This is a genomic window from Paenibacillus sp. FSL W8-0439, assembly GCF_038008995.1.
GTDB lineage: Bacteria > Bacillota > Bacilli > Paenibacillales > Paenibacillaceae > Paenibacillus > Paenibacillus polymyxa.
In genome coordinates this window covers 4385001-4410965 of sequence record NZ_JBBPAK010000001.1, presented here as the reverse complement: position 1 = coordinate 4410965, position 25965 = coordinate 4385001, and the positions used below count along the sequence as shown (strand labels likewise).

Here is a 25965-nt window from a genome sequence, read left to right as displayed (position 1 = left end):
ACCGTTATCTGCATAAAGTGTCACACCATGTGTAATGGATCAGTGGATACATACACTAGGGGTGAAACAAAGGTGGTACCGCGAGAGAACAGCCTTTCGTCCTTTGAGGATGAAGGGCTTTTTTTATTTGCCAATTGAAAATCATGGAGGTATCCTGATATGTCAGAACAAGACAACAAGACAACCTTGGAAATGCCAACAACGTACGATCCCAAATCAGCAGAACAAAAATGGTACAAAACGTGGATGGAGAAGGGCTATTTCCGCGCCGGGCAACATCCAGAGGCAGAGCCTTTTACTATCGTTATTCCACCACCGAATGTTACGGGTATGTTGCATATTGGACATGCTCTTGACTTTACTTTGCAGGATATTATTATCCGCGCCAAGCGGATGCAGGGTTATGATGCCTTGTGGCTGCCAGGGGCAGACCATGCAGGTATTGCTACTCAAACAAAAGTAGAGCAGAAGCTACGTGAAGAAGGTTTGACTCGCTATGATTTGGGCCGTGAGAAGTTTTTGGAGAAAGTGTGGGAGTGGAAAGATCTTTATTTGGACAACATCCACAATCAATGGGAGAAAATGGGTTTTTCTCTCGATTATTCTCGTGAACGTTTTACATTGGATGAGGGACTGTCCAAAGCGGTACGCGAAGTATTCGTTAAACTGTACAAAAAGGGTCTGATTTATCGCGGTAAACGCATCATTAACTGGGACCCCGCTGCACGTACCGCATTGTCGGATATTGAGGTGGAATACAAAGAGGTGAACGGAAATCTGTATCACCTGCAATACCCTCTGAAAGACGGTAGCGGATTTATTACTGTAGCCACTACACGCCCTGAAACGATGCTGGGCGATACGGCTGTAGCTGTACATCCAGAAGATGAACGCTATAAGCAAATGATCGGCAAAACGCTTGTGCTTCCAATCATCGGGCGTGAAATTCCGGTCATTGCGGATGACTATGTAGATAAAGATTTCGGTAGCGGCGCGGTTAAAATCACACCGGCTCACGATCCGAATGACTTTGAAATGGGTCAACGTCACCAGTTGCCTCAAATTACGGTGATGGACGAGACGGGAACGATGAATGCTGAAGCAGGCAAATATCAGGGACTGGATCGCAGCGATTGCCGTAAGCAAATCGTCGCTGATTTGAAAGAGCAGGGTGTACTGATTCGTATTGAAGAGCATGTACACCAAGTAGGTCATAGTGAGCGTTCTGGCGTAGTTGTAGAACCTTATCTGTCGACGCAATGGTTCGTGGAAATGAAGCCTCTGGCAGCTAAGGCGATTGAAGCACAGAAGGCTGGCAACGGTGTAAACTTTGTACCGGATCGCTTTGAGCGTACTTATCTGCATTGGATTGAAAATGTGCGAGATTGGTGTATTTCCCGTCAATTATGGTGGGGACACCGTATTCCGGCTTGGTATGATGAGGAGACCGGAGAAGTTATTGTATCGGCGGAGGACCCTACCACTTTGCCTGAATATGCCGGTAGAAAGCTCAAACAGGATGAGGATGTACTCGATACTTGGTTCAGCTCTGCTTTGTGGCCGTTTTCGACCCTAGGTTGGCCTGAGCAGACAGAGGATCTCAAACGCTATTATCCGACGAATGTTCTGGTGACAGGCTATGACATTATTTATTTCTGGGTATCGCGTATGATCTTTACCGCGCTGGAGTTCACGGAAGAGATTCCGTTCAAGGATGTACTTATGCACGGTTTGGTTCGTGACGCGGACGGAAGAAAAATGTCCAAATCCCTGGGCAATGGTGTTGATCCGCTCGACGTGATCGACCAATATGGTACCGATGCAATGCGTTATATGATCTCCACCAGCAGCACACCTGGACAAGATCTTCGTTTCCGCTGGGAACGTGTGGAGCAGGCGCGTAACTTTGCCAATAAAATCTGGAATGCATCACGCTTTGCGCTGATGAATCTGGAAGGCGTCACTGCGGCAGATATAGACATTGCTGGTGACTTGAGCACCGTTGACCGTTGGATTCTGCACCGTCTAAACGAAACTTCACGCGACATCACGCGTCTAATAGATGCTTATGAATTTGGCGAGACAGGCCGCCTTCTGTATAACTTTATTTGGGATGATTTGTGCGACTGGTACATTGAGTTTGCGAAGCTTTCCCTATATGGCGATAATGCAGAGGCGAAAAAGAAAACACAATCGGTACTTGCATACGTTTTGGATCGGACACTGCGCATGATTCATCCGTTCATGCCGTTTATCTCCGAGGAAATATGGCAGCACCTTCCGCATGAGGGAGAAACGATCACACTGGCCGCTTGGCCTGCTTACGATCCTGCTTTCGAGGATAAGGACGCGGTCGCTGAAATGAATTTGCTGATCGACGTGATTCGCGCTGTGCGCAATATCCGCGCTGAAGTCAACGTGCCGATGAGTAAAAAAATTGAATTGCTCATAAAACCCGGCGATCAAGCCGTTCTTGATATCATTAACCGCAATGGGGAGTATGTACGTCGATTCTGTAACACGTCTGAATTCGACGCAGGCTTAGAGTTCACCGCTCCAGATAAAGCCATGACATCTATTGTTAGCGGCGCAGAGCTATACCTGCCGTTAGCCGGACTGCTAGATATTACCCAGGAAATTAGCAGACTTGAAAAAGAACTTCAGCATTTGAACAGTGAAGTGGAGCGCGTGGAGAAAAAACTCTCCAACCAAGGCTTTGTGGCGAAGGCACCAGCCAAAGTCATCGAGGAAGAGAAGGCCAAGCAAGCCGATTACTCAGATAAGCGCGCTAAAGTTATCGCACGTATTGAAGAACTCAAGGGATAATTTCACTCACAATAAAATGACCTGAAGGTGAAGAGGATGTCAGATACGATCAGGGGCGGCGACATAGCCCCTTTACAAAGTTATGATGAAGCAGTGGAATGGATTAATGGGTTGATTCCGTTTGGCATTAGACCCGGATTGGAACGAATCGAACAGCTGATGAGTAGGCTGGGTGATCCGCAACGACATCTGAAATTTATTCATATTGCAGGAACCAACGGTAAGGGCTCGACTTGTGCCTTTCTAACCTCTGTGCTTCTGAAATGTGGATACGATGTTGGGACCTTTACTTCTCCGTACATCACCCGATTTACGAACCGTTTTCAATTCAACGGGACCGATATTCCAGATGAAACGCTGGTTTCACTGGCCAATCGTTTGTATCCGTTGGTGAAAGAAATCGCAGATAGTGAGTTGGGATCACCTACGATGTTTGAGGTGTCCACAGCGTTGGCTATTTTGTACTATGCTACGGTAGCTTTTCCAGATGTTGTGGTATGGGAGACAGGCCTCGGGGGAAGGATGGATGTAACTAATATCGTGAGTCCTATCGTTTCGGTCATTACGAATGTCGGCTATGACCATACGGACATTTTGGGAGATACACTGGAACAGATTGCAAGAGAAAAGGCTGGGATCATCAAGCCGGGTGTACCTGTCGTCAGTTGTGTTTCCCAGCCCGAGGCTATTCAGGTCATACGTGAAACGGCGGCCAAGCAAGGAGCTACCTTGTACCTGGCAGGAGAACAATTTACGTATGAACGGTTAAACGGGAATGAAACAGGTCAGACCTTTTCATTCGCCGGACCCTTCCGACATATGGAAATCGACATCACGTTGTTAGGTGAGCATCAATGTTCTAATGCGGCAGGAGCTCTGATGGCACTTGAAGTCCTACGTCAGTATATGGCTTTTGTGTTGGATGATGAGGATCTGCTGGAGGGATTTAGGCAAGCTGCCTGGGCAGGGCGCCTCGAACAAGTCAGTACCTCGCCGAGAATTGTCCTTGATGGGGCTCATAATCCAGAAGGGGCGCAAACGCTGGCCAAGAGTCTCCCACAAGTGTATTCGTACAAAAAATTGGTTTTAATGATGGGGATGCTATCAAACAAGCATCATGAGGCATACTTGCAGCATATACTGCCACTAGTGGATACGCTTATCCTGACCGAGCCCGATTTTCGCCGCAAAATGAATGCCGCTGATTTGGCTCATCTCGTGGAGAAGCTGCGGCCGTCTTATGCCAAAACGGATTTAAAAATTATTGTAGAAGGTGACTGGAAAAAGGCTTTAAACCTGCTTCAGTCACATACGGAAGCGGAAGATCTGGGGGTGGTTTCCGGCACGCTGTATCTTATTGCGGATGTACGGGCTACCCTTATGTATCAAACCGATTCGGAAAAAGGTTGGTGAAATTTGTTGATTACTTCGGAACATGTTCATTTTATCGGTATCGGCGGCTACGGGATGAGCGCGATTGCTCGGGTCATGCTGGAGATGGGATATACCGTGACTGGCTCAGATGTGGCATCACAGGAGCTGACAGAAAAACTGGCGGCAAAAGGCGCAAAAATATATATTGGACACACGCCTGAACATATTGCGGGCGCAGATATCGTCGTCTATTCAACAGCATTGTCACGTGACAATGTAGAGCGGGTGGCAGCAGAAGAATTGAATATTCCAACACTGCACCGTTCGCAGATGCTGGCTCGCTTGCTTAACGAACGTAAGGGTATAGCGGTTGCGGGTGCGCACGGGAAAACGACAACCTCTTCTATGATCGCTCTGGTTATGGAGAGATGTAACGTTGACCCAACGTATATTATCGGCGGCGAAATCACGAATTTGGGGACGAACGCCAAAGCGGGGAAAAGCGAGTTTGTCGTTGCCGAGGCGGATGAAAGCGATGGTTCTTTCCTACAATATCATCCTTGGCAGGGGATCGTAACCAATATTGAAGCAGATCATTTGGAAAATTACGATGGGGACTTCAATCGCCTAAAAAGTGCTTACGTGCAATTCTTGAGCCAAATTCGGCCGGATGGAGCAGCTATTGTATGCGCAGATGATCAGAACATCCGAGAGATGCTGCCTCAGCTCCAAACTCGGGTCATTACTTATGGGGTAGAGCATGAAGCGGATTACATGGCGACAGATATCCAACTGGGTGACCGCCGATTAAGCTTTACGATGAGCCGTAAGGGAACAGCACTCGGAACGATTGAATTGTCTGTACCTGGTAAACATAACATGTATAATGCGATGGCTACCGTGATTTCATGTCTGGAAGCAGGGATTCCATTTGATCAAATTGCTGCAACTATTGTGGAATTTCATGGAGCGAAACGTCGTTTTCAAGTGCTAGGTGAAGGCAATGACATTTTGATTATTGATGATTATGCGCATCACCCAACAGAGATTGAGGCTACGATCAGTGCAGCGAGAGCAACTGGCAAGCGTATTATTGCCGTGTTCCAGCCACAACGCTACAGTCGTACCTTTTTCCTGCTGGATGCGTTCAGCCGTGCGTTTAGCGAGGCTGGTGAAGTGATCATTACCGATATTTATTCACCAGCGGGAGAAAAACAGATTGAAGGTGTGCATTCTTCCAAACTGGTGGATTTAATCGTCCAAAACAGCAATGCGAATGCAATCTATTTACCAACCAAAGAAGCTGTGATCGAAGAGCTGAAAGATCGGTTACAACCAGGCGATCTTGTGCTGACAATGGGAGCAGGAGATATCTGGAAAGCTGGCGACGCGTTAGCACGCCATCTTCGCGGGCAACAAGTGTAATACGTATGAACATGGGCTGTTACGCCAATGTATTATAGCTTTGAAGGGTATTCCGAACACGAAGGTGTTTCGGGATACCCTTTTTTTGTAAAGCTGAGGCATATTATCTCAGCTTGACTCATACAACAGACTATGAGGAAGTATGGGACAAGGAGGGAGTGCATCCATGAACAAGGCCAAGATGACATTCCGGTTCGATCAACAGTTGCCGGAAACAAGCCGGGAGGATAAGCTACAGGTGCTTCCGAACCAAAATGAGTCATTTACGAACGGACAGCGTGACCCGATCAGAGATACGGAGTTATATCACGATGATGAGCTTTATCAAACGGATAACCAGCATAAAGGGATGGAACGGACTAGCAGTATGGAGAAACATACTCGAACTACACAACATTCAGAGCTTGGTAAGCCTGTGGAGACGAACAAACGCACTGCAACTCGGCGCTTTACTCCAACATTGAGGGTACAAGAGGGATGGGACGACCCTTTTGGTCGTTCGGCAGCTTCCTGGTCAGATGCGGACATTCTACCGGAAAGTCCGGAAGAGGACGATGTTGAGGTTGGGGAAACCTATTATTCCGGTCAAGAGTATAGAAAGCGTCCACCTCACCCTTCCAGATGGAGATTAATCGGTTCTGTAGCTAGCGCGTTGGTGACTGGAGGCATGTTCGGATATATTTTGTTATTACTGTTTAACGGAGGCGGTATGATCCCGGGATCTGATCCTTCTGCTGATGAAGCTGTACCTGTTTTTAAAGAATCCGTTGATGTCGATAACACGTATGCAAAAGAGAATGCTGCTCCTGTCGCCGTCGTAGCGACTCAAGTGCCTCCACAAACCTATTATTTGCTGCAATATGGGGTTTTCAGCACTCCAGAGCGGGCTTTACAGGCAAAGGAAGAACTGTTGAAGGCAGGCATTGCAGCAGGAGGGGATAGCGAGGATCAAAACCGGGTATATGCAGGAATATCGTCGGATAGGGAGCAAGCCAAGTTGCTCAGTAATCAATTGAAGACACAAGGAGTGGAATTGTATGTCCGCGAGCTCGAATTACCCGGATTCGAAAAAGCGGCTTACGGAGGTAATGGTGATAAACTGACTACCTTTTTTCAGTTAAGCAACTCATTAGTGGGGAAGCTGAGCGGACTTTCCTCAACTTTGCTCAGAGAAGAAGGCTCAAATACGGTGCCAGCCTCCGACATGAGCGAGCTGAACGACCTGCATCAGCAGTGGACACAAAATATCGCTGCACTTCCCACTGGTCTTCCGAAGGAAGCGGCTGCCACTGCAACCTCGCTTGAAAAGGCGATGAACAGCGCAGTCTCTGCACTTGGAGAATATAACAAGAATACAGCCAAGGAACACATTTGGGAGATTCAGTCCTCCATGATGGAATATGTTTTGCGTGAGAAGGAATTTATTCAATTCATAAAACAGTAGACTAACCATACTTTCCGGCAAGGAACTGGAAATAGTTCCCCATGCCGGATTTCTGTTTGTATTGCAGTACAAATCACCGTATAATAATGAAGGTGTCAAAAAATGGCGAGGGAAGATCAGGATGAAAAAAAATGTAGGAATGCTTATACTGTTTTTGTTGCTCGGTTGGCTTTTGGGTGCCTGGATTGCTAAGGCCCTTCAATCGGTCAAAGTCCTTTCCTTTCTGACCCACCCCACCACGATATCCTGGTCGCCGAGAGCGGATCTGGATATTATCAGCTACAACATAACGATAAATTTTGAATTGAGCCTGCTTAGTCTGATCGGCATCATCGCCGCATTCTGGCTGTACCGCAGGCTCTAACTGATGAAAAGGAGCTTCCCTTATGGACGGGAAAATTACGCCCCGCATTATTCTGGCATCGACTTCACCAAGAAGGAAGGAATTACTCGCATATTTGAGACTCCCCTTTGAGGTGGTGCCGAGTCATGCGGATGAAAGCACGCCTGAGAGCTGGACGCCTCAGCAAATCGTGGAGACCCTTGCGGCCCGCAAAGCCGAAGCGGTCGTGCGCACTGCCGCGCAGTCCCAGGAAGCTGGATTGGTGATTGGCAGTGATACGATTGTCGTGCTGGAGGATTCGGTATTGGGCAAGCCTGCCGACCATGCGGACGCAGTTCGCATGTTGACTGCATTGCAGGGAAGAACACACCGTGTGTACACTGGGGTAGCCTGCATACATACCGGAACCGGCAAGATGCTTGTTAGACATCGCCAAACGGATGTCACAATGAAGCCTTTGAGCCAAGAACAAATTGTGGCATACGTAAATACTGGTGAACCGTCTGACAAAGCAGGATCGTATGGCATTCAAGGCATGGGTGCTACGTTGGTGGAATCTATTCAGGGTTGTTATTTTAACGTCGTAGGATTGCCGCTTTCTTTGCTGTCGGACATGCTGTCCGATTTTGGAGTAAATGTGCTGCGTCCATAAAAGGGGATAAACATATGCTGGAGTCGCCAATACTGATGCTTCGCGACCTCCCCCATGAAGAACGACCAAGAGAGCGCATGATGACATATGGGGCGGATGCCTTGAGCAACGCGGAGTTGCTAGCAATACTACTGCGTACAGGAACACAAAGAGAATCATCTGTGCATTTAGCGCAGCGTATTTTGCAGCAGGCAGGGAATCTGCGTCAACTGGTGGATATGAGTCTGAGCGAGTTGACCCAGATTAAGGGTATTGGAAATGCTAAAGCGATACAGCTAAAAGCGGGTATCGAACTCGGGCGTCGATTGGCATTGTCACGCCACTTGGAGACCCCGGTGATTAGTTGCCCGCGGGATGTGGCAGATCTGCTGTTCGAGCAGCTTCGTTATTTGCAGAAAGAGCATTTTGTTTGCCTGTTTCTAAATACCAAAAACCATGTCATTGCTCAGGAAACGCTATCTATGGGCAGCCTGAATTCCGCCATCGTGCATCCTCGTGAAGTATTCCGGGCTGCAATCAAGTGCAGCAGTGCTTCGATTATTTGCGCTCATAACCATCCGAGCGGTGATCCGAAGCCAAGCCCGGAAGATATCCAGTTGACCCGCCGCTTGATGGAAGCGGGCAACATCGTGGGTATCGACGTGCTTGATCATATTGTGATCGGGGACGGGACCTTTGTAAGTTTGAAGGAACAAGGTCTGATATAATATAATATTTAAATCAAACATTTAAACACGACCGGATAAACCGGCCTGAATAAACCGTTTATACAGGGATAACAGATTTCAGGGAAGAGAAAAGGAGATTAACATCATGCTGGGTGGCTTTACAAAAGATTTGGGAATTGACTTGGGGACGGCAAACACGCTTGTATACGTAAGAGGTAAGGGAATCGTGGTTCGTGAACCATCTGTAGTCGCATTGCGTACAGATACAAAAACCATTGAGGCTGTTGGGGAATCTGCGAAAAAAATGATCGGTCGCACACCGGGAAATATCCGTGCAATTCGTCCAATGAAGGATGGAGTCATTGCCGATTTTGATACGACTGCAACGATGATTAAATATTTCATCCGTCAGGCGCAAGCACAACGTTCATTGTTTCCGCGCCATCCGAACGTGATGGTTTGCGTGCCTTCGGGTATTACTGCAGTGGAACAGCGTGCTGTTGAAGATGCGACCAAGCAAGCAGGCGCAAGAGAGGCGTACACGATTGAAGAGCCGTTTGCAGCGGCAATTGGCGCTGATCTGCCGGTATGGGAGCCTACGGGCAGTATGGTTGTCGATATCGGTGGAGGTACAACCGAAGTTGCGGTCATTTCCTTGGGAGGGATCGTAACAAGTCGTTCTGTACGAGTGGCTGGCGATGAAATGGACGAGTCTATTATTCAATACGTGAAACGTCAATACAATCTGATGATTGGTGAACGGACTTCTGAGCAGTTGAAAATGGAAGTTGGTTCAGCAATGCCATTAGAGCAAGTGGAAACATCGGAAATCCGCGGACGCGATCTGGTTACAGGCTTGCCGAAGACAATTACGATTACCTCCGATGAAATTAGCGAAGCATTGTCAGACACCGTGAATGCGATCGTGGACGCAGTCAAAGTAACATTGGAAAAATGCCCTCCCGAGCTGGCGGCGGACATCATGGATAGAGGAATTGTACTGACTGGTGGTGGAGCACTACTGCGCAACCTGGATAAGCTGTTGGCAGGTGAGACCGGAATGCCGGTGATCGTAGCGGAAAATCCTCTGGATTGTGTGGCAATCGGTACGGGTAGAGCACTGGAAAATATCCATTTGTTCAAATCGCGCAGCAGTTCTGCCGTCCGTTCCAAACGTTGAATCGGGGGTGTAGGAACTGTTTAAGCTGTTTGGCAATAAAAGACTATTTGTTCTATTGATCGGAATCGTTCTGTTTATTGCCCTTATGGGGATTACACTTGGACAGAGAAGTTCCTTAACCTGGCCCGAGAAGTTCGCCAGAGATTCAATTGGCTTTGTGCAAGGTATCTTTTACAGGCCCGCTTCAGCAATAGCGGGCTTCTTTGAAGATATTGGCAATATGCGTAGTATTTACGAAGAAAATGAGCGGTTAAAAATAGCCGTGGCTAAGCTGACTCGTGACCAGATTCAGACTCATAATTATGTTGAGACAAATGCCAGATTGCAGAATGAACTGAAGTTCACCCAAACGCAAAAGGCGAAAAATAATTATGATTATCGTGTTGCTCAAGTGAACAGTGTTAGCAATGATTCCAAAACGCTCGTGATTGATATTGGTGAGAAGGATGGAGCCAAGGTTGGTCAGGAAGTCAGTTCACTTGCAGGATTTGTTGGAGTCATTAGCCGCACGGGGAATTTTACGTCTACCGTTACGCTGTTGACTACATTGGACCCTAAAAATCCGAATTCTTATGCTATTGCAGCGACAGTCTTGGGTAAGGAAAATCAATCGTTTGGTATGATTGAAAGCTATGATCCGGGTACGAACAGATTTCAAATGACTCGCATTGAAGAAAAAGATCCAATCGCAAAGGGTGATCAGATTATTACGTCTGGTGCAGGCGGGAAGTTCCGCAAAAACCTAATGATTGGAACGGTGGAGAAAATTCAGGTTGGAGAGTTCGGCAAAACACGGACAGCGATTATTAAACCGGCAGCCAGCTTTGTGGATTGGAAAGAACTGCTCGTCCTCTACACTCCTGAGGTACCGGAATAATGAAGATGCGCGGTCAGGTTTTGATACTGCTGCTGTTTGTCTTGTTTATAGCTGAAGGAACGATTCTTCCGTGGCTTCTCCCGGATAGTTGGCATTCAAGAATGGTCCCAAATTTTGTGTATGTCGTAATTTTGTTTGTATCTGTGTATTACAGCCGTCATACAGCGTTGGTGCTAGGTATTGTTTTTGGACTTATTCATGACGTAGTGTACTACGGGTTTATCATTGGCCCTTATTCTTTTGCAATGGGGTTGTCTGCATACTTATTAGGGCTTGTGTTTACAGCTAGACGTGCACCAATGCCCATTATGATGGCGGCCGTGTTAATTGGTAGTTTCTTGCTGGATTCTATGCTCTTTGCCATTGATCAGCTGTTCCAGCTGAATCATCAGACTTTCAATTGGGCACTTGCTCAGTATATGATTCCTGATTTATTTATCCATTTTCTGTTCGCCCTCATCATTTATGTCCCTGTTCGCAAGCAATTACAGCGTTTGGGTACCCGTGTGAAAAAGGAAGAGACTGTCTAGGTCTTTTTACACACATTTTGTCCGGGTTAGCAGGGATTTGACGTCCCGGGGACGAAATGATTGAGATAGGAGGGACAGGCTAATGGCGGTGAAATCGAATCATGTCACGATTAAAGGCATCAAAGATGGCCTGGTATTCCTGCTGGACGATCAATGCGAATTTGAGGATTTGCTGGGTGAGCTGCGTTTTAAGCTGGAGCACAGTCATCAAAATATTTTAACAGGCCCGATCATTCATGTGGATATTAAGCTGGGAAGTCGGGAAGTAACGGAGGAGCAGAAGGAAAGTATTCTGGAGATTTTAAAGCGGAAGGGTAATCTGCTCATCAGGTCTGTAGAATCACCCGGATTGCCTGCGGTAGTGCAGGGCAAGCCCCCCATTCACACGGTGACAGGGATTATCCGCTCAGGACAAGTGCTTCATCACGATGGAAACTTACTCTTTTTGGGAGATGTTAACCCGGGTGGAATTATAACTTGTACTGGTGATATTTATGTCCTTGGCGCTCTGCGGGGCATGGCGCATGCAGGGATGGAGGGAAATAGTGAAGCGATTATCGCGGCCTCCTATTTTGCACCAACACAGCTGCGAATTTCCGAAATGATCAGCCGTCCACCAGATGAATGGGAGACGCGTGAATCCGGCATGGAATTTGCGTATCTCAAGGATGGCGCTATGCAAATAGATAAAATGAGCAATATTGTGCGTCTGGGCCGCGATTTTAACGTGTTCAAAGGGGTGTAGCACATGGGAGAGGCTATCGTCGTCACTTCAGGAAAAGGCGGCGTCGGCAAAACGACGACGTCAGCCAATATAGGAACAGCGCTTGCACTGCTCGGCAAAAAGGTGTGTTTGGTGGATACGGATATCGGTTTGCGTAATCTAGACGTTGTGATGGGTCTGGAAAACCGGATTATTTATGACCTTGTTGATGTAGCGGAAGGTCGTTGCCGTCTGAATCAGGCACTGGTTAAGGACAAGCGTTTTGAGGAGTTGTATATGCTGCCAGCTGCTCAAACCAAGGACAAGAGTGCTGTTACGCCGGAGCAGGTCAAGGATATTATTTTAGAGCTTAAGAAGGATTTTGAATATATATTGATCGACTGCCCTGCGGGTATTGAGCAAGGCTTTAAAAATGCCATTGCTGGTGCGGATCAGGCCATTGTTGTAACTACTCCAGAAAATGCTGCTGTACGCGATGCAGATCGGGTCATTGGTTTACTGGAAAGTTCACATGTGATATCACCTAAATTAGTGGTTAACCGCATTCGCAATAGTATGGTTAAATCCGGAGATATGTTAGATATTGATGGGATTCTACAAGTGCTTAGCATAGACCTTATTGGGATTGTACCGGATGATGAAATGGTAATTAAAGCAGCTAATACAGGAGAGCCTACTGTTATGAATCCGGATGCACAGGCAGCGATTGCCTATCGGAACATTGCGAGACGAATCTTGGGCGATACTGTGCCTCTTATGCAGCTGGACCAGAAGAAGAGCGTGATGACACGCTTTAAGAAATTTTTTGGTATGGGTGGATAAGGAAATCAGGAAGATTTCTAAGGTAAGTGTTACAGTAGCGTTCATTGTAATACTCGACACTTAAATAAGTGGCAACTTATTTAAGTGTTTTTGGTTTGCTTTTTTAATTTCTATGATAATGGTTCGTAAATTTAGGTCATTACATAAATGTTATAAATACAAAACATATCCGGTGCGCTAGCGCCGGTTTTTTTGATTTTTTAGGGTATGTAATTCCCACCCGGACAACATAAGTTGAAGCCCGTCCTCATAAGATGTAATAAACTTACCTCGCTGAGGGGGCTGAATAAGATGGACAAAAATTCCGGAATCAAGCAGCGCAGAAAAGAACGTATACAGCAGCTAATCGAGGGAAACAAAGCGGAGGCGTATTCCTCAGGCATAGATCAGAACAGGTACGGGTACAGAGAAATGAAATCGATGCCTGTAGTCAGTGCCAACTCGCCCAGAGACCCAGAAACCGAGTGGAAAAATGATCGACAACGTTGGCAGCAATCTTTTGGGGCAAATCGTGGTCCGTCTTTTTGGAGTTCCTTTTGGCGCAGAACTGTCATAGCAACAGTGTTATTTGGAGTGGTATGGGGCTTATTTCGCTGGGATATTCCCTATGCAGTAAATTTGAGAATGTTTGTCGCGGATGCCTTGAATAAGGACATGGATTTTGTAGCCGCCGGACAATGGTATAAAACTTATTTTGACGGAGCTCCTTCCTTTTTACCGATTTTTGGCGAGGAGCATGAAACGAACCAGGTAGACGCTAGTCGAAAGGGCTCTCCACCGATTGAAGGCAATATAACACAGCCGTTTGTACTGAGCCTTAAAGGAGTAGAAATTACGCCGAATGTTACCGATAACGGGGCAATCGCTGTTAAAAGTATAGATGCAGGACGTGTATTAGACGTATTAAACCATCCCAAAAGTGGGATTTCGGTTACAGTTCGTCACACTGGGGGCATCACAGCAACTTACGGAAGGCTTTCACGCTCTACCTTAAAAGTGAACGATTGGGTTCAGGAGGGTGAAGAGATCGGTGTATTGCCAGCAAATCACGGCGGTAGTGAGGTGGCAACTTTATTTTTGGCAATTCAAAGAGGGGATCAATACATTGACCCGTCGGAAGTGGTAGCCCTTGATTAATGTCCGAGGGGTGACCCTATCACTGCATCCACTGTTTGTACTAGTTATGCTGACCTCTGTATTAACTGGACATTTTATCGAGATCATGACCTTGTTTACACTGGTGTTTATACATGAACTAGGTCATGCGACAGCTGCTTCGTTGTTGGGGGCGCGGTTGCTTTCCATACAGATGTTACCCTTTGGAGGAGTAGCTGTCATTGAGGATCAAGGGAAGCTCAATGCGTGGAAGGAAATTGTCATTGCTCTAGCGGGCCCCCTGCAAAACGGAATCATGATCATCATTCTTTTGTGGCTTAGGCATGTGAGTGGGTTGGAGCATGATTATGTAAATTATATAATTCAGGGAAATGCTGTTATTGCATTGTTTAATTTGTTGCCCATTTTACCGCTCGATGGTGGGAAAATATTACAGTCACTGATTAGCTTATTCTTTTCTTATCATCGCACATTAGTATGGACTTTTAGAGCCAGTATCGTAACCAGTCTGCTGTTTTGCCTGTATGGTATTTCGCCGTTATTAAGGCAAGATGAGCCTTTACATTTAAATCTGCTGGCGGTAGGGATTTTTTTGCTTTATTCTAATATTGTGGATTATCGGAATATCCCTTACCGTTTTATACGTTTTTTGCTGGGGAGGGACGAGCTTTTTTACCGCGAAGCGGCTAAAGGAAGCATTGCTTTACCTATTGTATCCCTGCCAGTGAAACATTTGGAGCCTGTTTTGCGTCTTTTCAGAAGAGATCGATATCATATGGTTTACGTTATGAATGAACAAGGACGGATTGTAGCTGTATTGCCGGAGCAACGACTTATACGCTCTTATTTTGCGGCACGCCCGCCAAATGGTGGAGAATCCAAGCCCAAATAATGTTTTATGAATTGAGGAAGAGGCTGTATTCAGAGAGGTTGAAAAACCATGAAGCAAATGATTGTACAATGCCAACAGCAGATGACCCAAATGGCACTGTTGGAAGAGGGACGGTTGGTTGAATATGCGGCTGAACTACCGCGAAAACGGGGAATTCTCGGTTCTTTTTTCAAAGCTAGGGTGGTCAATGTGCTACCGGGAATGCAAGCCGCCTTTGTTGACATTGGACAGCGCAAGAATGCCTTTTTGTATGTGGATGACGTACTTCATGCCCATTTGGACAAGCAGCCAGAGGTAAAGCCGTCCATTTCTGAACTGTTAAAGGTGGGGCAGGAAATCGTAGTACAGGTATTAAAAGAGGCAGTTGGTAGCAAAGGAGCCAGGGTGACCACTCATTTTTCACTTCCCGGCCGCTGGATTGTTTACATGCCCCGTGCTGATTATGTGGCCGTATCCAAGAAGATTGAGCGTGAGGGAGAACGTGCCCGTTTGAAAGCAATGGGAGAGCAACTGCGCACGGGTGAGGAAGGGGTCATCATTCGTACTGTTTCAGAGGAAATGAGTATAGAGGCGATTGAAAATGATCTGAATCAACTACGTAAGCAATGGGAGGCTATTCAGCGTAAAGCGGGCGAACACTCTGCACCGTGTGAATTGCACCGGGATCTGAGTATCGTTCAGCGTTTAATTCGCGATGTGTTTACACCTGAGCAGGATGAACTGGTCATTGACAGTGAGGAGCAAGCAAAGGATGCAGAAATAATGCTGCAACAGATCGGTTCTGCGAAAGCTCATGTAAGTATATTTCGCAGTGCAGAAGAAACTATTTTCAAAGCTTATGGCATTCATGAGCAGCTGGAACGCGATTTTGCGCGAAAGGTATGGCTTCAGGGTGGCGGATACATTGTCATTGATCATACGGAGGCATTGACCGTCGTTGATGTGAATACTGGGAAGTTTACGGGCGGCAGTAATCTGGAAGAGACGGTGACCCAGACTAACATTGAAGCAGCAGAAGAAATTGCCCGCCTGGTACGTGTCCGTGATATTGGTGGTATTATCATCATTGATTTTATTGATATGGAACAAGAGGAGAATCGTAGGGAAGTATCCTCTGTGCTGGAGGCAAGATTAAAAAAGGACCGGACTAAATCCTATGTTGTCGGTTGGACGCGGTTAGGTTTACTGGAAATGACCCGCAAAAAAGTGCGTGAAGAAAAGACTCTCGTATAGAACGTGCGTAATCAAATTTTTTTCAAAACTAAAGGTTGAATGTGTACGAAGCTTGTGCTACAATCATTTAGTATGTGTGATGCGTAAGATTGGCTGCACATGCTGTAACCGCTCCAATCAGGTACTGAAGTGCAGTATCTTAAAGAAACTGCCACCTGCTATTAGGCGAGTCTGAGACATAAGGAGGTGCAAGCAAATGTACGCAATTATCGAAACAGGTGGTAAGCAATACAAAGTTCAAGAGGGCGACGTATTGTTCATCGAGAAGTTGGAAGCTAATGATGGTGAAACTGTAACGTTCGATCGTGTTCTGGCAGTGTCCGGCGACAATGGCTTGACAGCAGGTACACCGCTTCTTTCTGGAGCTTCTGTAACGGCTAAAGTTGAGAAGCATGGTCAAGGTCAAAAGGTCATCGTATACAAATACAAACCTAAAAAGAACTACCATGTGAAGCAAGGTCATCGTCAACCGTACACGAAAGTGACGATTGAAAAAATCCAAGCGTAAGAGGGTGCGATAATTGATTATCGTGCGTATTATACGACTGGAGGATGGAAGCATACAGGGGTTTTCTGTTAAAGGCCATGCGAATTTTGCTAAATCTGGCGAAGATATCGTATGTGCTGGTGTTTCGGCGGTAACCGTAGGAACTGTCAATTCGATTGTAGCTCTTACGGACGTTGAAATGGAAACGGAAATGGAAAACGGCTTTTTAAGCGCGTATCTATCTCCTGAAAGTTATCATGATGCGAACGCACAGGTTCAACTGTTGTTGGAATCCATGGTGATTATGCTGACAAGCATTGCTGAATCATACGGTAAGTATATTCAAATAGAAAATAAACAAAGAAGGAGGTAGACATCATGTTGAAATTGACATTGGATCTTCAGTTATTCGCATCGAAAAAAGGTGTAGGTTCCACAAAAAACGGACGTGACAGCAGATCGAAACGTCTTGGAGTGAAACGTGCTGACGGTCAAGCAGTTACCGGCGGTAGCATCTTGGTTCGTCAACGCGGAACGAAAATTCACCCGGGCACGAACGTGGGCATCGGTAAGGACGACACTCTGTTCGCGAAAGTGGACGGCGTTGTGAAGTTCGAACGTTGGGGCCGTGATCGCAAAAAGGTGAGCATCTACCCGATCGACGTTGCTCCAGTAGCAGCTACTGTAGAAGCTTAATAGCGGCTTAGACACGCTGAAAAGCCTCCGGCACTTTTGTCGGAGGCTTTTTTGCATGATGGTAATGAACTGGAAAGTTAGTCTGTGCTATACTGGATTAAGGTTGTTGACTAGTCCATTTAATTATCGCAGAACGGAGAGAAGCCATGTTCCAGCGGATAAGAGCGCCTTATCTGGCGTTGGGTTCCATTCTGATTCCTTTGGTTTTTTCACTGCTCTATCCCAAAGCATTAACGATTATCATACTAGCTGTGTGGGCTGTAGCTGCTGCTTGTTTTGGTATGTGGTATACCCATAGACAGGTTGAACTTGAGCGGAAAGCTGCTTTGCGTTCTTTTGAGCGTACAGCGATAGCGACGCTTAACCATCATCGGCATGACTGGATGAATGATTTACAGGTGCTTTATGGCTATATTCGTATGAATAAGCATGATAAATCAGCTGCTTATGTGGAAACAATAAAAGGGCGGGTGTCGGAAGACAGTAAAATATCTAAGCTGGGTATTCCCTCGCTGGTGTTTTATTTGCAGTCTTTTCGCGTGAACGCCGGAAATTTACAATTGTCGGTAAAGGTTGAGGAAGAGTTAAAGTTAGACGCTGTCATGTCTCCCGAAGACGGCGAGTCGCTTGCCTCGGCCGTCATACAAACGGTGCGTGCGTATCAATATGGCGGGGGCCGGTCGTCCTGGGGAGAAGTGCGCAGATTGACACTTTATTTCGGTATGGATCAGAATGATGTTATCGTCCGCTTTGAAGGAAGTGACATACCTGCCGATTTAAATATACTAAAGCAGGTCAGATCCGTACTCGGAAGTGAACGCCTTCGAACAGAGAAGCTCCCTACAGGAGATATGCTTCAAATTCGAATGCAGTGCCAGACATAAGGAAGGTGTAACCATGTTTGTAGATAAAGCGAAGATTTTTGTTAAAGGCGGTGACGGTGGAGACGGATTAATTGCGTTTCGCCGTGAGAAATATGTTCCTAATGGTGGCCCAGCTGGTGGTGACGGAGGGAACGGTGGAGATGTGATTTTCCGTGTAGATGAGGGTTTGCGCACCTTGATGGATTTTCGATACCAACGGCATTTTAAAGCCCAGCGTGGAGTAAAAGGTCGCAACAAAAGCCAACACGGAGCCAACGCAGAGCACATGATCGTCCGTATACCACCGGGAACAGTTATCATGGATGATGACACTGGTGAAGTATTGGCAGATATGACACGTCATGGCCAACAGGTCGTTGTAGCTAAAGGAGGACGCGGAGGACGCGGTAATATTCGTTTTGCTACACCGAGCAATCCAGCGCCTGAATTGGCTGAAAACGGTGCGGAGGGGCAAGAACGTTATATTACACTTGAGTTAAAAGTGATGGCTGACGTAGGCTTGGTCGGATTTCCTAGTGTAGGAAAGTCTACCTTGTTGTCAGTTGTATCTTCCGCAAAACCTAAAATTGGCGCATACCACTTCACAACGATTACCCCAAATCTGGGCGTCGTAGATGTGGGGGATCAGCGGAACTTTGTGATGGCCGATTTGCCTGGTTTGATCGAAGGAGCTCATGAAGGCACTGGACTGGGTCATGAATTCCTGCGGCATATTGAGCGGACGCGAATCATTATCCATGTTGTGGATATGGCGGGCTCTGAAGGACGTGACCCGTTTGAAGACTGGACCAAAATAAACGACGAATTAAAGCAATATAATGCAGCTCTGGCTGAGCGTCCACAAATTGTGGCGGCCAATAAAATGGATATGCCGGAAGCTGAAGAAAATCTTGCTCACTTCAAAGAGCAGATTGCTGCGATACGTCCTGACCTTGAAATCATGCCTATTTCCTCTTTGACACGTCAGGGGGTAAAAGAACTGCTCTATCGGGCTGCTGATCTGTTGGATCAAATACCGGACGAGCCGGTTGTTGAGGAAGTAGCAGAAGTCAATGAACGTAAGGTATTTAAGTTGGATACGGCCGAAGACGAGGGCTTTACGATTGTACGTGAAAACGACACATTCGTAGTGCACAGCCCCAAAATTGAGCGCATGATGAAGCGCATGCAGATGAATTCTCATGATGCCATCTTAAAATTAGCAAGAACGTTGCGTCATATGGGTGTGGATGCTGAGCTACGTAAGCGTGGTGCCACAGATGGTACATCTGTACGCATTGCTGATTTCGAGTTCGAATTTGTAGAAGGTAGCAGCTACTACTAAAAATGAAATAAGGCTTTAAAACCTGAACGGTTACTGCACTATAGGGAATTCTATAGAAGGCAGTAGCCGTTTTTTTGTATTGTTAGCTTGCCGATTTTCAAGAGTTTCGATATAATGTCCTCTATACAAAAACATAAGTCTTTGAGGAGAGGACGTTCTTGAAAGAGCGCTATTACTTGGTACGGGAAGATATTTTGCCTGAAGCTATTGTTAAGACCATACAGGTAAAACTGCTGCTGGCTTCGGGAGATGTTAAAACCGTGCATGATGCCGTGGAGCAAGTTGGGCTAAGCCGAAGCGCCTTTTATAAATATAAAGATGGCATACATTTGGTTAACCAGTTGGAGCGCGAGCGAATTGTCAATATCTCTATTGATCTAGAACATCAATCCGGCATGCTGTCCAGGGTGCTCGGCAGAGTGGCAGATTACGGAGGTAATGTGCTGACGATCCAGCAAAGTATTCCACTGCAAGGCAGAGCCAACGTAGTCATCTCAGTAGAAATGTCCAGGCTTAGTGATGAATTGGGTGTTCTGCTGGAGGGCTTGGAGAGCATTTCTGGAGTCAAGCGGGTCCGCCTGATTGGGCAAGGCTGAGCGATACAGTTCGTTAGATAAAAGTTGCAGGAGGGGAATGGATGAAACCGGTCAAAGTAGGATTGTTAGGCTTGGGGACTGTAGGTACGGGAGTCGTTCGAATCGTTGAGGGTAATCAGGAAGACTTGAGCAGACAAGTCGGTTCACCGATCGTCATTGAAAAAATAGCTGTAAAAAACATAGAAAAGTATCGTGCCATTGAAGTGGACACCGCCAAGCTTACGGAGGACCCGTGGGAAGTCATTCGAGATCCTGAAATTGATGTGATTATCGAAGTCATGGGTGGGATTGATCAGACGAAGGAGTACATTCTCGAAGCGCTAGAGAGGGGCAAGCACATTGTAACGGCCAACAAGGACTTAATGGCATTGCACGGTTCTGAAGTATTGGCAAAGGCACAGGAAAAACAATGTGATATTTTTTATGAGGCTAGCGTAGCGGGCGGTATACCGATCATTCGTACGCTCATCGAAGGTTTCTCCTCTGACCGTATTACCCGCATTATGGGGATTGTGAACGGGACAACAAACTATATTTTAACTAAAATGAGCCAGGAAGGAGCCTCGTATGAGGAGGTTCTTAAGGAAGCCCAAGAGCTTGGATACGCAGAATCTGATCCGACCTCAGATGTCGAAGGATTGGATGCGGCCCGAAAGATGGCGATACTTGGGACCCTTGGTTTCCGTTCCAATGTAGAGCTCAAGGATGTAAGCGTGAGCGGCATTTCCAAGGTAACCAGTGAAGATATTGCTTTTGCTAAAAGATTAGGATATGAAATGAAATTACTTGGCATTGCAGAGCGTCAAGGTGATGAATTTACGATTAATGTTCAGCCAACTATGGTGCGCAAGCAGCATCCATTAGCTTCGGTGAACGGGGTGTTCAACGCAGTTTATGTACATGGTGAAGCGGTGGGTGAAACCATGTTTTATGGTGCAGGTGCAGGTGAAATGCCAACAGCTACATCAGTTGTGGCTGACCTGGTAGCTGTAGTGAAAAACCTCAAACTCGGCGTAAATGGGCTTAAAGCAATCGTACCCTACAATCCTAAAAAAATTAGCAATGACGAAGACGTGTATTTCAAAAATTTCGTGCTTTTGCACGTGGATGATAAAGCGGGGGTATTGGCACAGATTACGCAGGTATTTGCTGAATTCAATGTCAGTTTGGCATCTGTCGTGCAGCAACCGAATGAGACTAATCCCGATGCTGAAATTATTATCGTGACTCATTTAGCTAGCAAAGCAAGTATGAAAAAGGTTTTAGAGCATTTTGAAACTTTGGACGTGATTCGCCGCATCAAGAGTGTATATCGGGTAGAGGGATAGTCAATAAAAGCAGGAGGAATCATTTGTATGACCGTTTTGAAAACAGCAAGAGTGCGCGTGCCTGCGAGTACGGCTAACCTAGGACCTGGCTTTGATACATTGGGCATGGCGTTGTCTCTATACGCATGGATTGAATTAAAAGAGGCCGAGCAGACAGCTTTCCATCTGTACGGAGATCAAATGAATGGCGTTCCCCAAGATAAAACCAATTTGATTTACAAGGTAGCACAAATGGTTTTTCGTGAAGCAGGTGTATCTGTTCCTGAGCTGGAAATTTCGATGTACTCGGATATTCCGCTTACCCGTGGTTTGGGCAGCAGTGCTTCCGCCATTGTAGGTGCCCTGGTGGCTGCTAATACGCTGATTGGCTCGCCTCTGTCGGATTCCAAGCTATTTGACATGGCAAGCGCTATCGAAAAGCATCCGGACAATGTCGGAGCCTCTCTGTTTGGTGGTATTATTACTGCTATGTGGGATGGCGAGCATGCCAAGCACTTACGGATTGAACCGGATGCTAATCTAGAGGTAATGGTAGTTATTCCAGATTTTCAACTGTCTACGTCGAAGGCCAGAGAGGTCCTGCCTACCCACGTATCCTTGAAGGATGCTGTATATAATATAAGTCATGCTTCAATGCTGGTAGCGGCATTGGCATCGGGCCGAACAGATCTAATCGCCGAAGCGATGCGGGATCAGCTTCATCAGCCTTACCGCGCGGCACTAGTGCCGGGTATGACAGAGATCCTACAGGATGCGCACCATTATGGTGCATTGGGTGTGGCCCTTAGTGGTGCTGGACCGACGTTGCTGGCATTGATGGATCAACGGGAAAATCGCAAAGCGGAGCTTGAACTGTATTTAACGGAGACAATGAACAAAGAAGGGATCACTGCGTCTGTTTTGAAATTGCGCCCAGAGGTTGAAGGGGTTAAAGTATATACAGAAGGGAATACACACCCTTTTATGGATATGATTAAAGGGGAACTTACGATATGAAACGAATTGCACTTCTTCCTGAGGGGACTGTTTCTCATGAAGCGATTAAATATTTGTTAGGAGATACACCCTGTGAACTTCTATTTTACAAACATATAGCAGACGTATTTCAGGCAATAGACAAGGGACAGGCAGACTATAGTGTAATTCCTATTGAAAATACGATTGACGGCTCTGTGAGTTTGCATATGGACTGGCTTGTACATGAGGTAGACATTCCAATGCAGGCGGAATGGGTATATCCTTCGATTCAAAATCTTATTGGACATCGTAGTGAATTTCTTGGGGATCAGGACGAGCTGGATTTGAGCAAAGTGGTCAAAATTATGTCCCATCCTGTAGCGCTTCCCCAATGTAAAGAATTCATACAAGCTTTCGCTCCTCAAGCTGAGCTGGAGAGTGCAGGAAGTACGGCCGAAGCCGTCGAAATTGTTAAACATAACCCAGGTAAAGGTTGGACCGCTCTCGGAACCAAGCTTGCGGCTGCCAAACACGGATTGGACATTTTGGCCAGCAAGGTGACGGATCACGATAACAATTTTACCCGCTTTGTCTTGATTGGACATGAACCTGTAAGGTTCCCGCGTACGCCAGAAGGCCAGCGAACCAGTATTTTGGTCACGCCGCCACAGGATTTCCCGGGAGCGCTGCATCAGGTTTTATCTGCATTTGCATGGCGCAGGTTAAACCTGTCTCGTATTGAATCGCGTCCGACCAAAAAGCAATTGGGGAATTATTATTTTTACATTGAAGTTCTGGAATCTCTGCATTCCGTTTTGCTTCCGGCAGCCTTTGCAGAGATCGAGGCTTTGGGGTGCCATGTACGCATTCTTGGCTCTTATCCAAGCTACAAGTATGTTGAAGCAGCGATCGAACCTATTTTGAAGGAACATTAATCGGAGGTGTGGTTGTAATGGCAGAACAATGGATCTATCTGGATGGGCAGCATGTAACTAAGGAGAACGCAAAGGTTTCCGTATATGACCATGGTTTCTTGTACGGAGACGGTATATTTGAGGGTATTCGTATTTATAACGGAAATATTTTTAAATGTAAGGAGCATTTAGAGCGTCTGTATGATTCTGCGAAATCTATTCAGTTGAACATTCCGTTGTCTCCTGATGAAATGTTGGAAGCCATGGCTGAAACGATTCGCCTTAACGAAATGCGTAATGGATATATTCGATTGGTTGTATCCCGTGGTGCTGGAAATCTAGGTTTGGATCCCCTTCGTTGTGCAAAAGCGAGTGTCATCATTATCGTCGAGCAGCTCGCCATTTACCCGGAAGAAGCTTATTTGACAGGCCTGAAGACAATCTCTGTCTCTCAGCGTCGCAACATCCCGGATGCTTTGAATCCAAAGATTAAATCATTGAACTACCTCAACAATATCCTGGTGAAGATCCAGTCTAACTATGCTGGTGTAGGTGAGGCTATTATGCTCAATTCCCAAGGATATGTGACGGAAGGTTCTGCTGACAACATTTTCATTGTCAAAAATGGAGTGTTGTACACACCGCCTTGTTATTTGGGAGCGCTTGAGGGGATTACTCGTAATGCTATCATCGATTTGTGTGCTAAGCTTGGATATTCGCTTAAGGAGCAACCTTTTACATTGCATGATGTATATGTCGCGGACGAGGTGTTTTTTACGGGAACTGCGGCAGAAGTGATTGCAGCTTATGAAGTAGATGGTCGTACGATTGGCTCCGGTGTTGCTGGTCCAGTGACTTTGGAGCTTCTGGCTGAGTTCCGGAAGATTGTGGATCAGGATGGCTATAAAGTGTGGCAGGACTAAAATAATCGAGATCCTTTTGACTGAATGCTTGTAAGAGTATTCGGTTGAGAGGATTTTTTTGTTTGTAGGGGGTCATTCGCCCGGGAGGTGCATAGGATGTAATAACAGAAGCCGGGCGTTTATCCCGCCCGAACGAAAGTCTAGGAGGTTTGTGACCTGTGAAAATACACATCGTCAAAAAAGGTGACACTCTATACTTACTGGCACAGAAGTATAATGTGACACTAGAGAAAGTTATTGCCGCCAATCCCCAATTGGCAGACCCTAATCAGTTGAGCATCGGTGAGAAAATCAAAATTCCGACAGATCCTGTTACGATGGAAACACAGCCGTCAACGGTCTATCAACACAAGGTTAAGCAAGGTGATACGTTATGGAAGTTGTCCAAGGCGTGGAATGTACCGCTTAAGATAATTATTGATGCCAATTCCCAACTTAAAAACCCGAACGCACTTCTGGTTGGAGAAACAGTTAATATTCCACACTACAAAGAAAACGCATCTGATCTTTCTATGAATAAAAAAAATACCGCAGTGAAAGAAGAGATGACACAGCCTAAAACCGAATCCCCGACCAAGGAAGAACTTACCCAGCCCAAGGCGGAATTAACACAGCCTAAACCGGAGAATATGCCTAGCCCTAAAGAAGAAATGACACAGCCGAAAGAAACAGTGAATCCTCCTAAGCTTCCTGAATTAAAACTGCCTGAAGCTCCTATGGCGCCCGTCAATATGGCACCCGTGAACATGGCACCTGTCAATATGGCGCCTGTAAATCCTGCTCCACCTCAATTGCAGCCCATAATTACTCAACCTGCCCCACCTCAACAAATGCAACCTATAGTCACCCAACCTATAGTCACTCAACCGATTGCACCTAAACCGCAGCTTCCAATTAATATCGAAAAGCAACCTGTAACTGAAAAGTTTTGTGGCTGCACAAGCTCGAAGCCGATGGAAAATTCCTCATGGCCATTACAGCAACCGACATTTGATTACAGCCCGCCAATAAATGCAATGCCGAACTCGTTGTATCCGGGGATTGGGTCTCCTCAGAATTGGGGGAATGCTCCTGTAAATACTTCCTTTGCAGAACATGCCTCTCCTACTGTAGTTGCAGATCAGGGCTATCATCATGACTGTGAGCATCCATGGTGCTGGGGACCTGTGCAGACAGCAGCACCCATACATGCTCATCCCACACCTTATCCTGCCTATTCAGATTGCTGCTGCACCCCTGGATATTATCCGAGTCATGAAGCGTCTGAAAATACATCCTATCCTGTCTATCCTCCATTTATCCACCAAGGGGGTCCGCAGCAGCAACCAGAGAGTGCAGTCCAGGGTAGCCAGTGGGGCAACGCATGGGGAGGACCACAATATAGTATGCCTGCAAGTGGATACGTGTCCGACTTTAGCCAACCAATGGCTCAACACGCCGCGAATCATCCATATCATCCGTTCGCACATGGAAATGCACCTATGTATCCATTAGAGGGATATACAACGCCCTATATGTTTATGCCAGACTGTGGATGCCGGGAAGGAAACATCGAGTCGGCGCCAGCCTCTCCGGGAACGCAAGAGGTAGGTAACAATCTGACTATTCCATCGCAAAATGAAGGTGCTTCTTCAAAAAAAGACGATAGCGCGTCTAAAGGCAAATCAAAAGACAACTCTAGCAGTACATCCAAGGAAGAAACATCTAAAGCCAAGGTTTCAAGTGAACATGCTACTGTTAAGAAGCATAA

General features: G+C 46.4%; 26 protein-coding genes and 1 other annotated feature (1 of these 27 cut by a window edge). All 26 genes read left to right on the top strand.

The genetic code is table 11. The features are described from left to right. Positions 1–159: 159 nt before the first annotated feature. On the top strand, positions 160–2826 hold the full coding sequence (locus MKX36_RS18920; protein WP_330720858.1) for a valine--tRNA ligase: 2667 nt from the start codon (positions 160–162) through the stop codon (positions 2824–2826). Between the two features lie 36 nt (positions 2827–2862). Next, positions 2863–4239: a bifunctional folylpolyglutamate synthase/dihydrofolate synthase gene (locus tag MKX36_RS18915; protein WP_016818421.1), complete on the top strand. Its 1377-nt coding sequence runs from the start codon at positions 2863–2865 to the stop codon at positions 4237–4239. A 6-nt stretch (positions 4240–4245) separates the two neighbouring features. Next, the gene (gene murC, locus MKX36_RS18910) at positions 4246–5625 is read left to right on the top strand and encodes a UDP-N-acetylmuramate--L-alanine ligase (protein WP_038978209.1); all 1380 of its coding nucleotides are present in this window, start codon (positions 4246–4248) and stop codon (positions 5623–5625) included. A gap of 166 nt (positions 5626–5791) precedes the next feature. After that, entirely contained in the window at positions 5792–7069 is a 1278-nt protein-coding gene (locus tag MKX36_RS18905; protein WP_340865307.1) for an SPOR domain-containing protein, read from the top strand. 121 nt (positions 7070–7190) lie between these two features. Continuing rightward, positions 7191–7433 carry a DUF4321 domain-containing protein gene (locus MKX36_RS18900; protein ID WP_013372674.1) on the top strand — a complete coding sequence of 81 codons (243 nt, stop codon included), beginning with the start codon at positions 7191–7193 and terminating at the stop codon, positions 7431–7433. 22 nt (positions 7434–7455) lie between these two features. Continuing rightward, positions 7456–8064 carry a Maf family protein gene (locus MKX36_RS18895; protein WP_102998278.1) on the top strand — a complete coding sequence of 203 codons (609 nt, stop codon included), beginning with the start codon at positions 7456–7458 and terminating at the stop codon, positions 8062–8064. 14 nt (positions 8065–8078) lie between these two features. Then, positions 8079–8771, top strand: coding sequence for a RadC family protein (gene radC, locus MKX36_RS18890; protein WP_017427420.1), 693 nt, complete (start codon positions 8079–8081; stop codon positions 8769–8771). A gap of 106 nt (positions 8772–8877) precedes the next feature. Continuing rightward, positions 8878–9912: a rod shape-determining protein gene (locus MKX36_RS18885; RefSeq protein WP_013311600.1), complete on the top strand. Its 1035-nt coding sequence runs from the start codon at positions 8878–8880 to the stop codon at positions 9910–9912. 55 nt (positions 9913–9967) lie between these two features. Then, positions 9968–10789, top strand: coding sequence for a rod shape-determining protein MreC (gene mreC, locus MKX36_RS18880; RefSeq protein ID WP_340865306.1), 822 nt, complete (start codon positions 9968–9970; stop codon positions 10787–10789). Continuing rightward, entirely contained in the window at positions 10789–11319 is a 531-nt protein-coding gene (gene mreD / locus MKX36_RS18875; RefSeq protein ID WP_013372670.1) for a rod shape-determining protein MreD, read from the top strand. The genes mreC and mreD overlap by 1 nt, the downstream gene beginning before the upstream one ends. Positions 11320–11401: 82 nt before the next feature. Continuing rightward, positions 11402–12064 carry a septum site-determining protein MinC gene (minC, locus tag MKX36_RS18870; RefSeq protein WP_019688409.1) on the top strand — a complete coding sequence of 221 codons (663 nt, stop codon included), beginning with the start codon at positions 11402–11404 and terminating at the stop codon, positions 12062–12064. 3 nt (positions 12065–12067) lie between these two features. After that, positions 12068–12865, top strand: coding sequence for a septum site-determining protein MinD (minD, locus tag MKX36_RS18865; protein ID WP_013372668.1), 798 nt, complete (start codon positions 12068–12070; stop codon positions 12863–12865). Positions 12866–13156: 291 nt separating this feature from the next. Next, positions 13157–14002 carry a peptidoglycan DD-metalloendopeptidase family protein gene (locus MKX36_RS18860; protein WP_044788182.1) on the top strand — a complete coding sequence of 282 codons (846 nt, stop codon included), beginning with the start codon at positions 13157–13159 and terminating at the stop codon, positions 14000–14002. Next, positions 13995–14873: a M50 family metallopeptidase gene (locus tag MKX36_RS18855; protein WP_016818430.1), complete on the top strand. Its 879-nt coding sequence runs from the start codon at positions 13995–13997 to the stop codon at positions 14871–14873. The genes MKX36_RS18860 and MKX36_RS18855 overlap by 8 nt, the downstream gene beginning before the upstream one ends. Before the next feature lie 48 nt (positions 14874–14921). After that, positions 14922–16106: an Rne/Rng family ribonuclease gene (locus MKX36_RS18850; protein WP_016818431.1), complete on the top strand. Its 1185-nt coding sequence runs from the start codon at positions 14922–14924 to the stop codon at positions 16104–16106. Between the two features lie 96 nt (positions 16107–16202). Further along, positions 16203–16289, top strand: a sequence feature (ribosomal protein L21 leader region). Positions 16290–16302: 13 nt separating this feature from the next. Further along, positions 16303–16614 (top strand): 50S ribosomal protein L21, encoded by a 312-nt coding sequence (gene rplU / locus MKX36_RS18845; protein ID WP_013311592.1) that lies wholly within the window; start codon positions 16303–16305, stop codon positions 16612–16614. A 13-nt stretch (positions 16615–16627) separates the two neighbouring features. After that, positions 16628–16966, top strand: coding sequence for a ribosomal-processing cysteine protease Prp (locus tag MKX36_RS18840; RefSeq protein WP_016818432.1), 339 nt, complete (start codon positions 16628–16630; stop codon positions 16964–16966). Between the two features lie 5 nt (positions 16967–16971). Next, entirely contained in the window at positions 16972–17289 is a 318-nt protein-coding gene (gene rpmA / locus MKX36_RS18835) for a 50S ribosomal protein L27 (RefSeq protein WP_013311590.1), read from the top strand. Between the two features lie 146 nt (positions 17290–17435). Next, positions 17436–18173, top strand: a complete 738-nt coding sequence (locus MKX36_RS18830; protein ID WP_025365643.1) for a Spo0B domain-containing protein — start codon at positions 17436–17438, stop codon at positions 18171–18173. 13 nt (positions 18174–18186) lie between these two features. Then, positions 18187–19497 (top strand): GTPase ObgE, encoded by a 1311-nt coding sequence (gene obgE, locus MKX36_RS18825; protein ID WP_019688406.1) that lies wholly within the window; start codon positions 18187–18189, stop codon positions 19495–19497. Between the two features lie 158 nt (positions 19498–19655). Continuing rightward, complete coding sequence (locus MKX36_RS18820) at positions 19656–20093, top strand: ACT domain-containing protein (protein ID WP_013372659.1); 438 nt, start codon at positions 19656–19658, stop codon at positions 20091–20093. Between the two features lie 41 nt (positions 20094–20134). Continuing rightward, positions 20135–21421, top strand: a complete 1287-nt coding sequence (locus MKX36_RS18815) for a homoserine dehydrogenase (RefSeq protein ID WP_031462083.1) — start codon at positions 20135–20137, stop codon at positions 21419–21421. 27 nt (positions 21422–21448) lie between these two features. Continuing rightward, positions 21449–22417, top strand: a complete 969-nt coding sequence (gene thrB / locus MKX36_RS18810) for a homoserine kinase (RefSeq protein ID WP_031462082.1) — start codon at positions 21449–21451, stop codon at positions 22415–22417. Then, positions 22414–23313, top strand: a complete 900-nt coding sequence (pheA, locus tag MKX36_RS18805; protein ID WP_016818437.1) for a prephenate dehydratase — start codon at positions 22414–22416, stop codon at positions 23311–23313. Before thrB ends, pheA begins: the two co-directional genes overlap by 4 nt. Before the next feature lie 17 nt (positions 23314–23330). Continuing rightward, positions 23331–24215 (top strand): branched-chain-amino-acid transaminase, encoded by an 885-nt coding sequence (ilvE, locus tag MKX36_RS18800; RefSeq protein ID WP_013372655.1) that lies wholly within the window; start codon positions 23331–23333, stop codon positions 24213–24215. A gap of 158 nt (positions 24216–24373) precedes the next feature. Beyond that, positions 24374–25965 carry the 5' portion of a LysM peptidoglycan-binding domain-containing protein gene (locus tag MKX36_RS18795; protein WP_340865304.1) on the top strand. Its footprint extends 82 nt past the window's final position, so only the first 1592 of its 1674 coding nucleotides appear in the window; the start codon lies at positions 24374–24376; its stop codon lies off the right edge, out of view.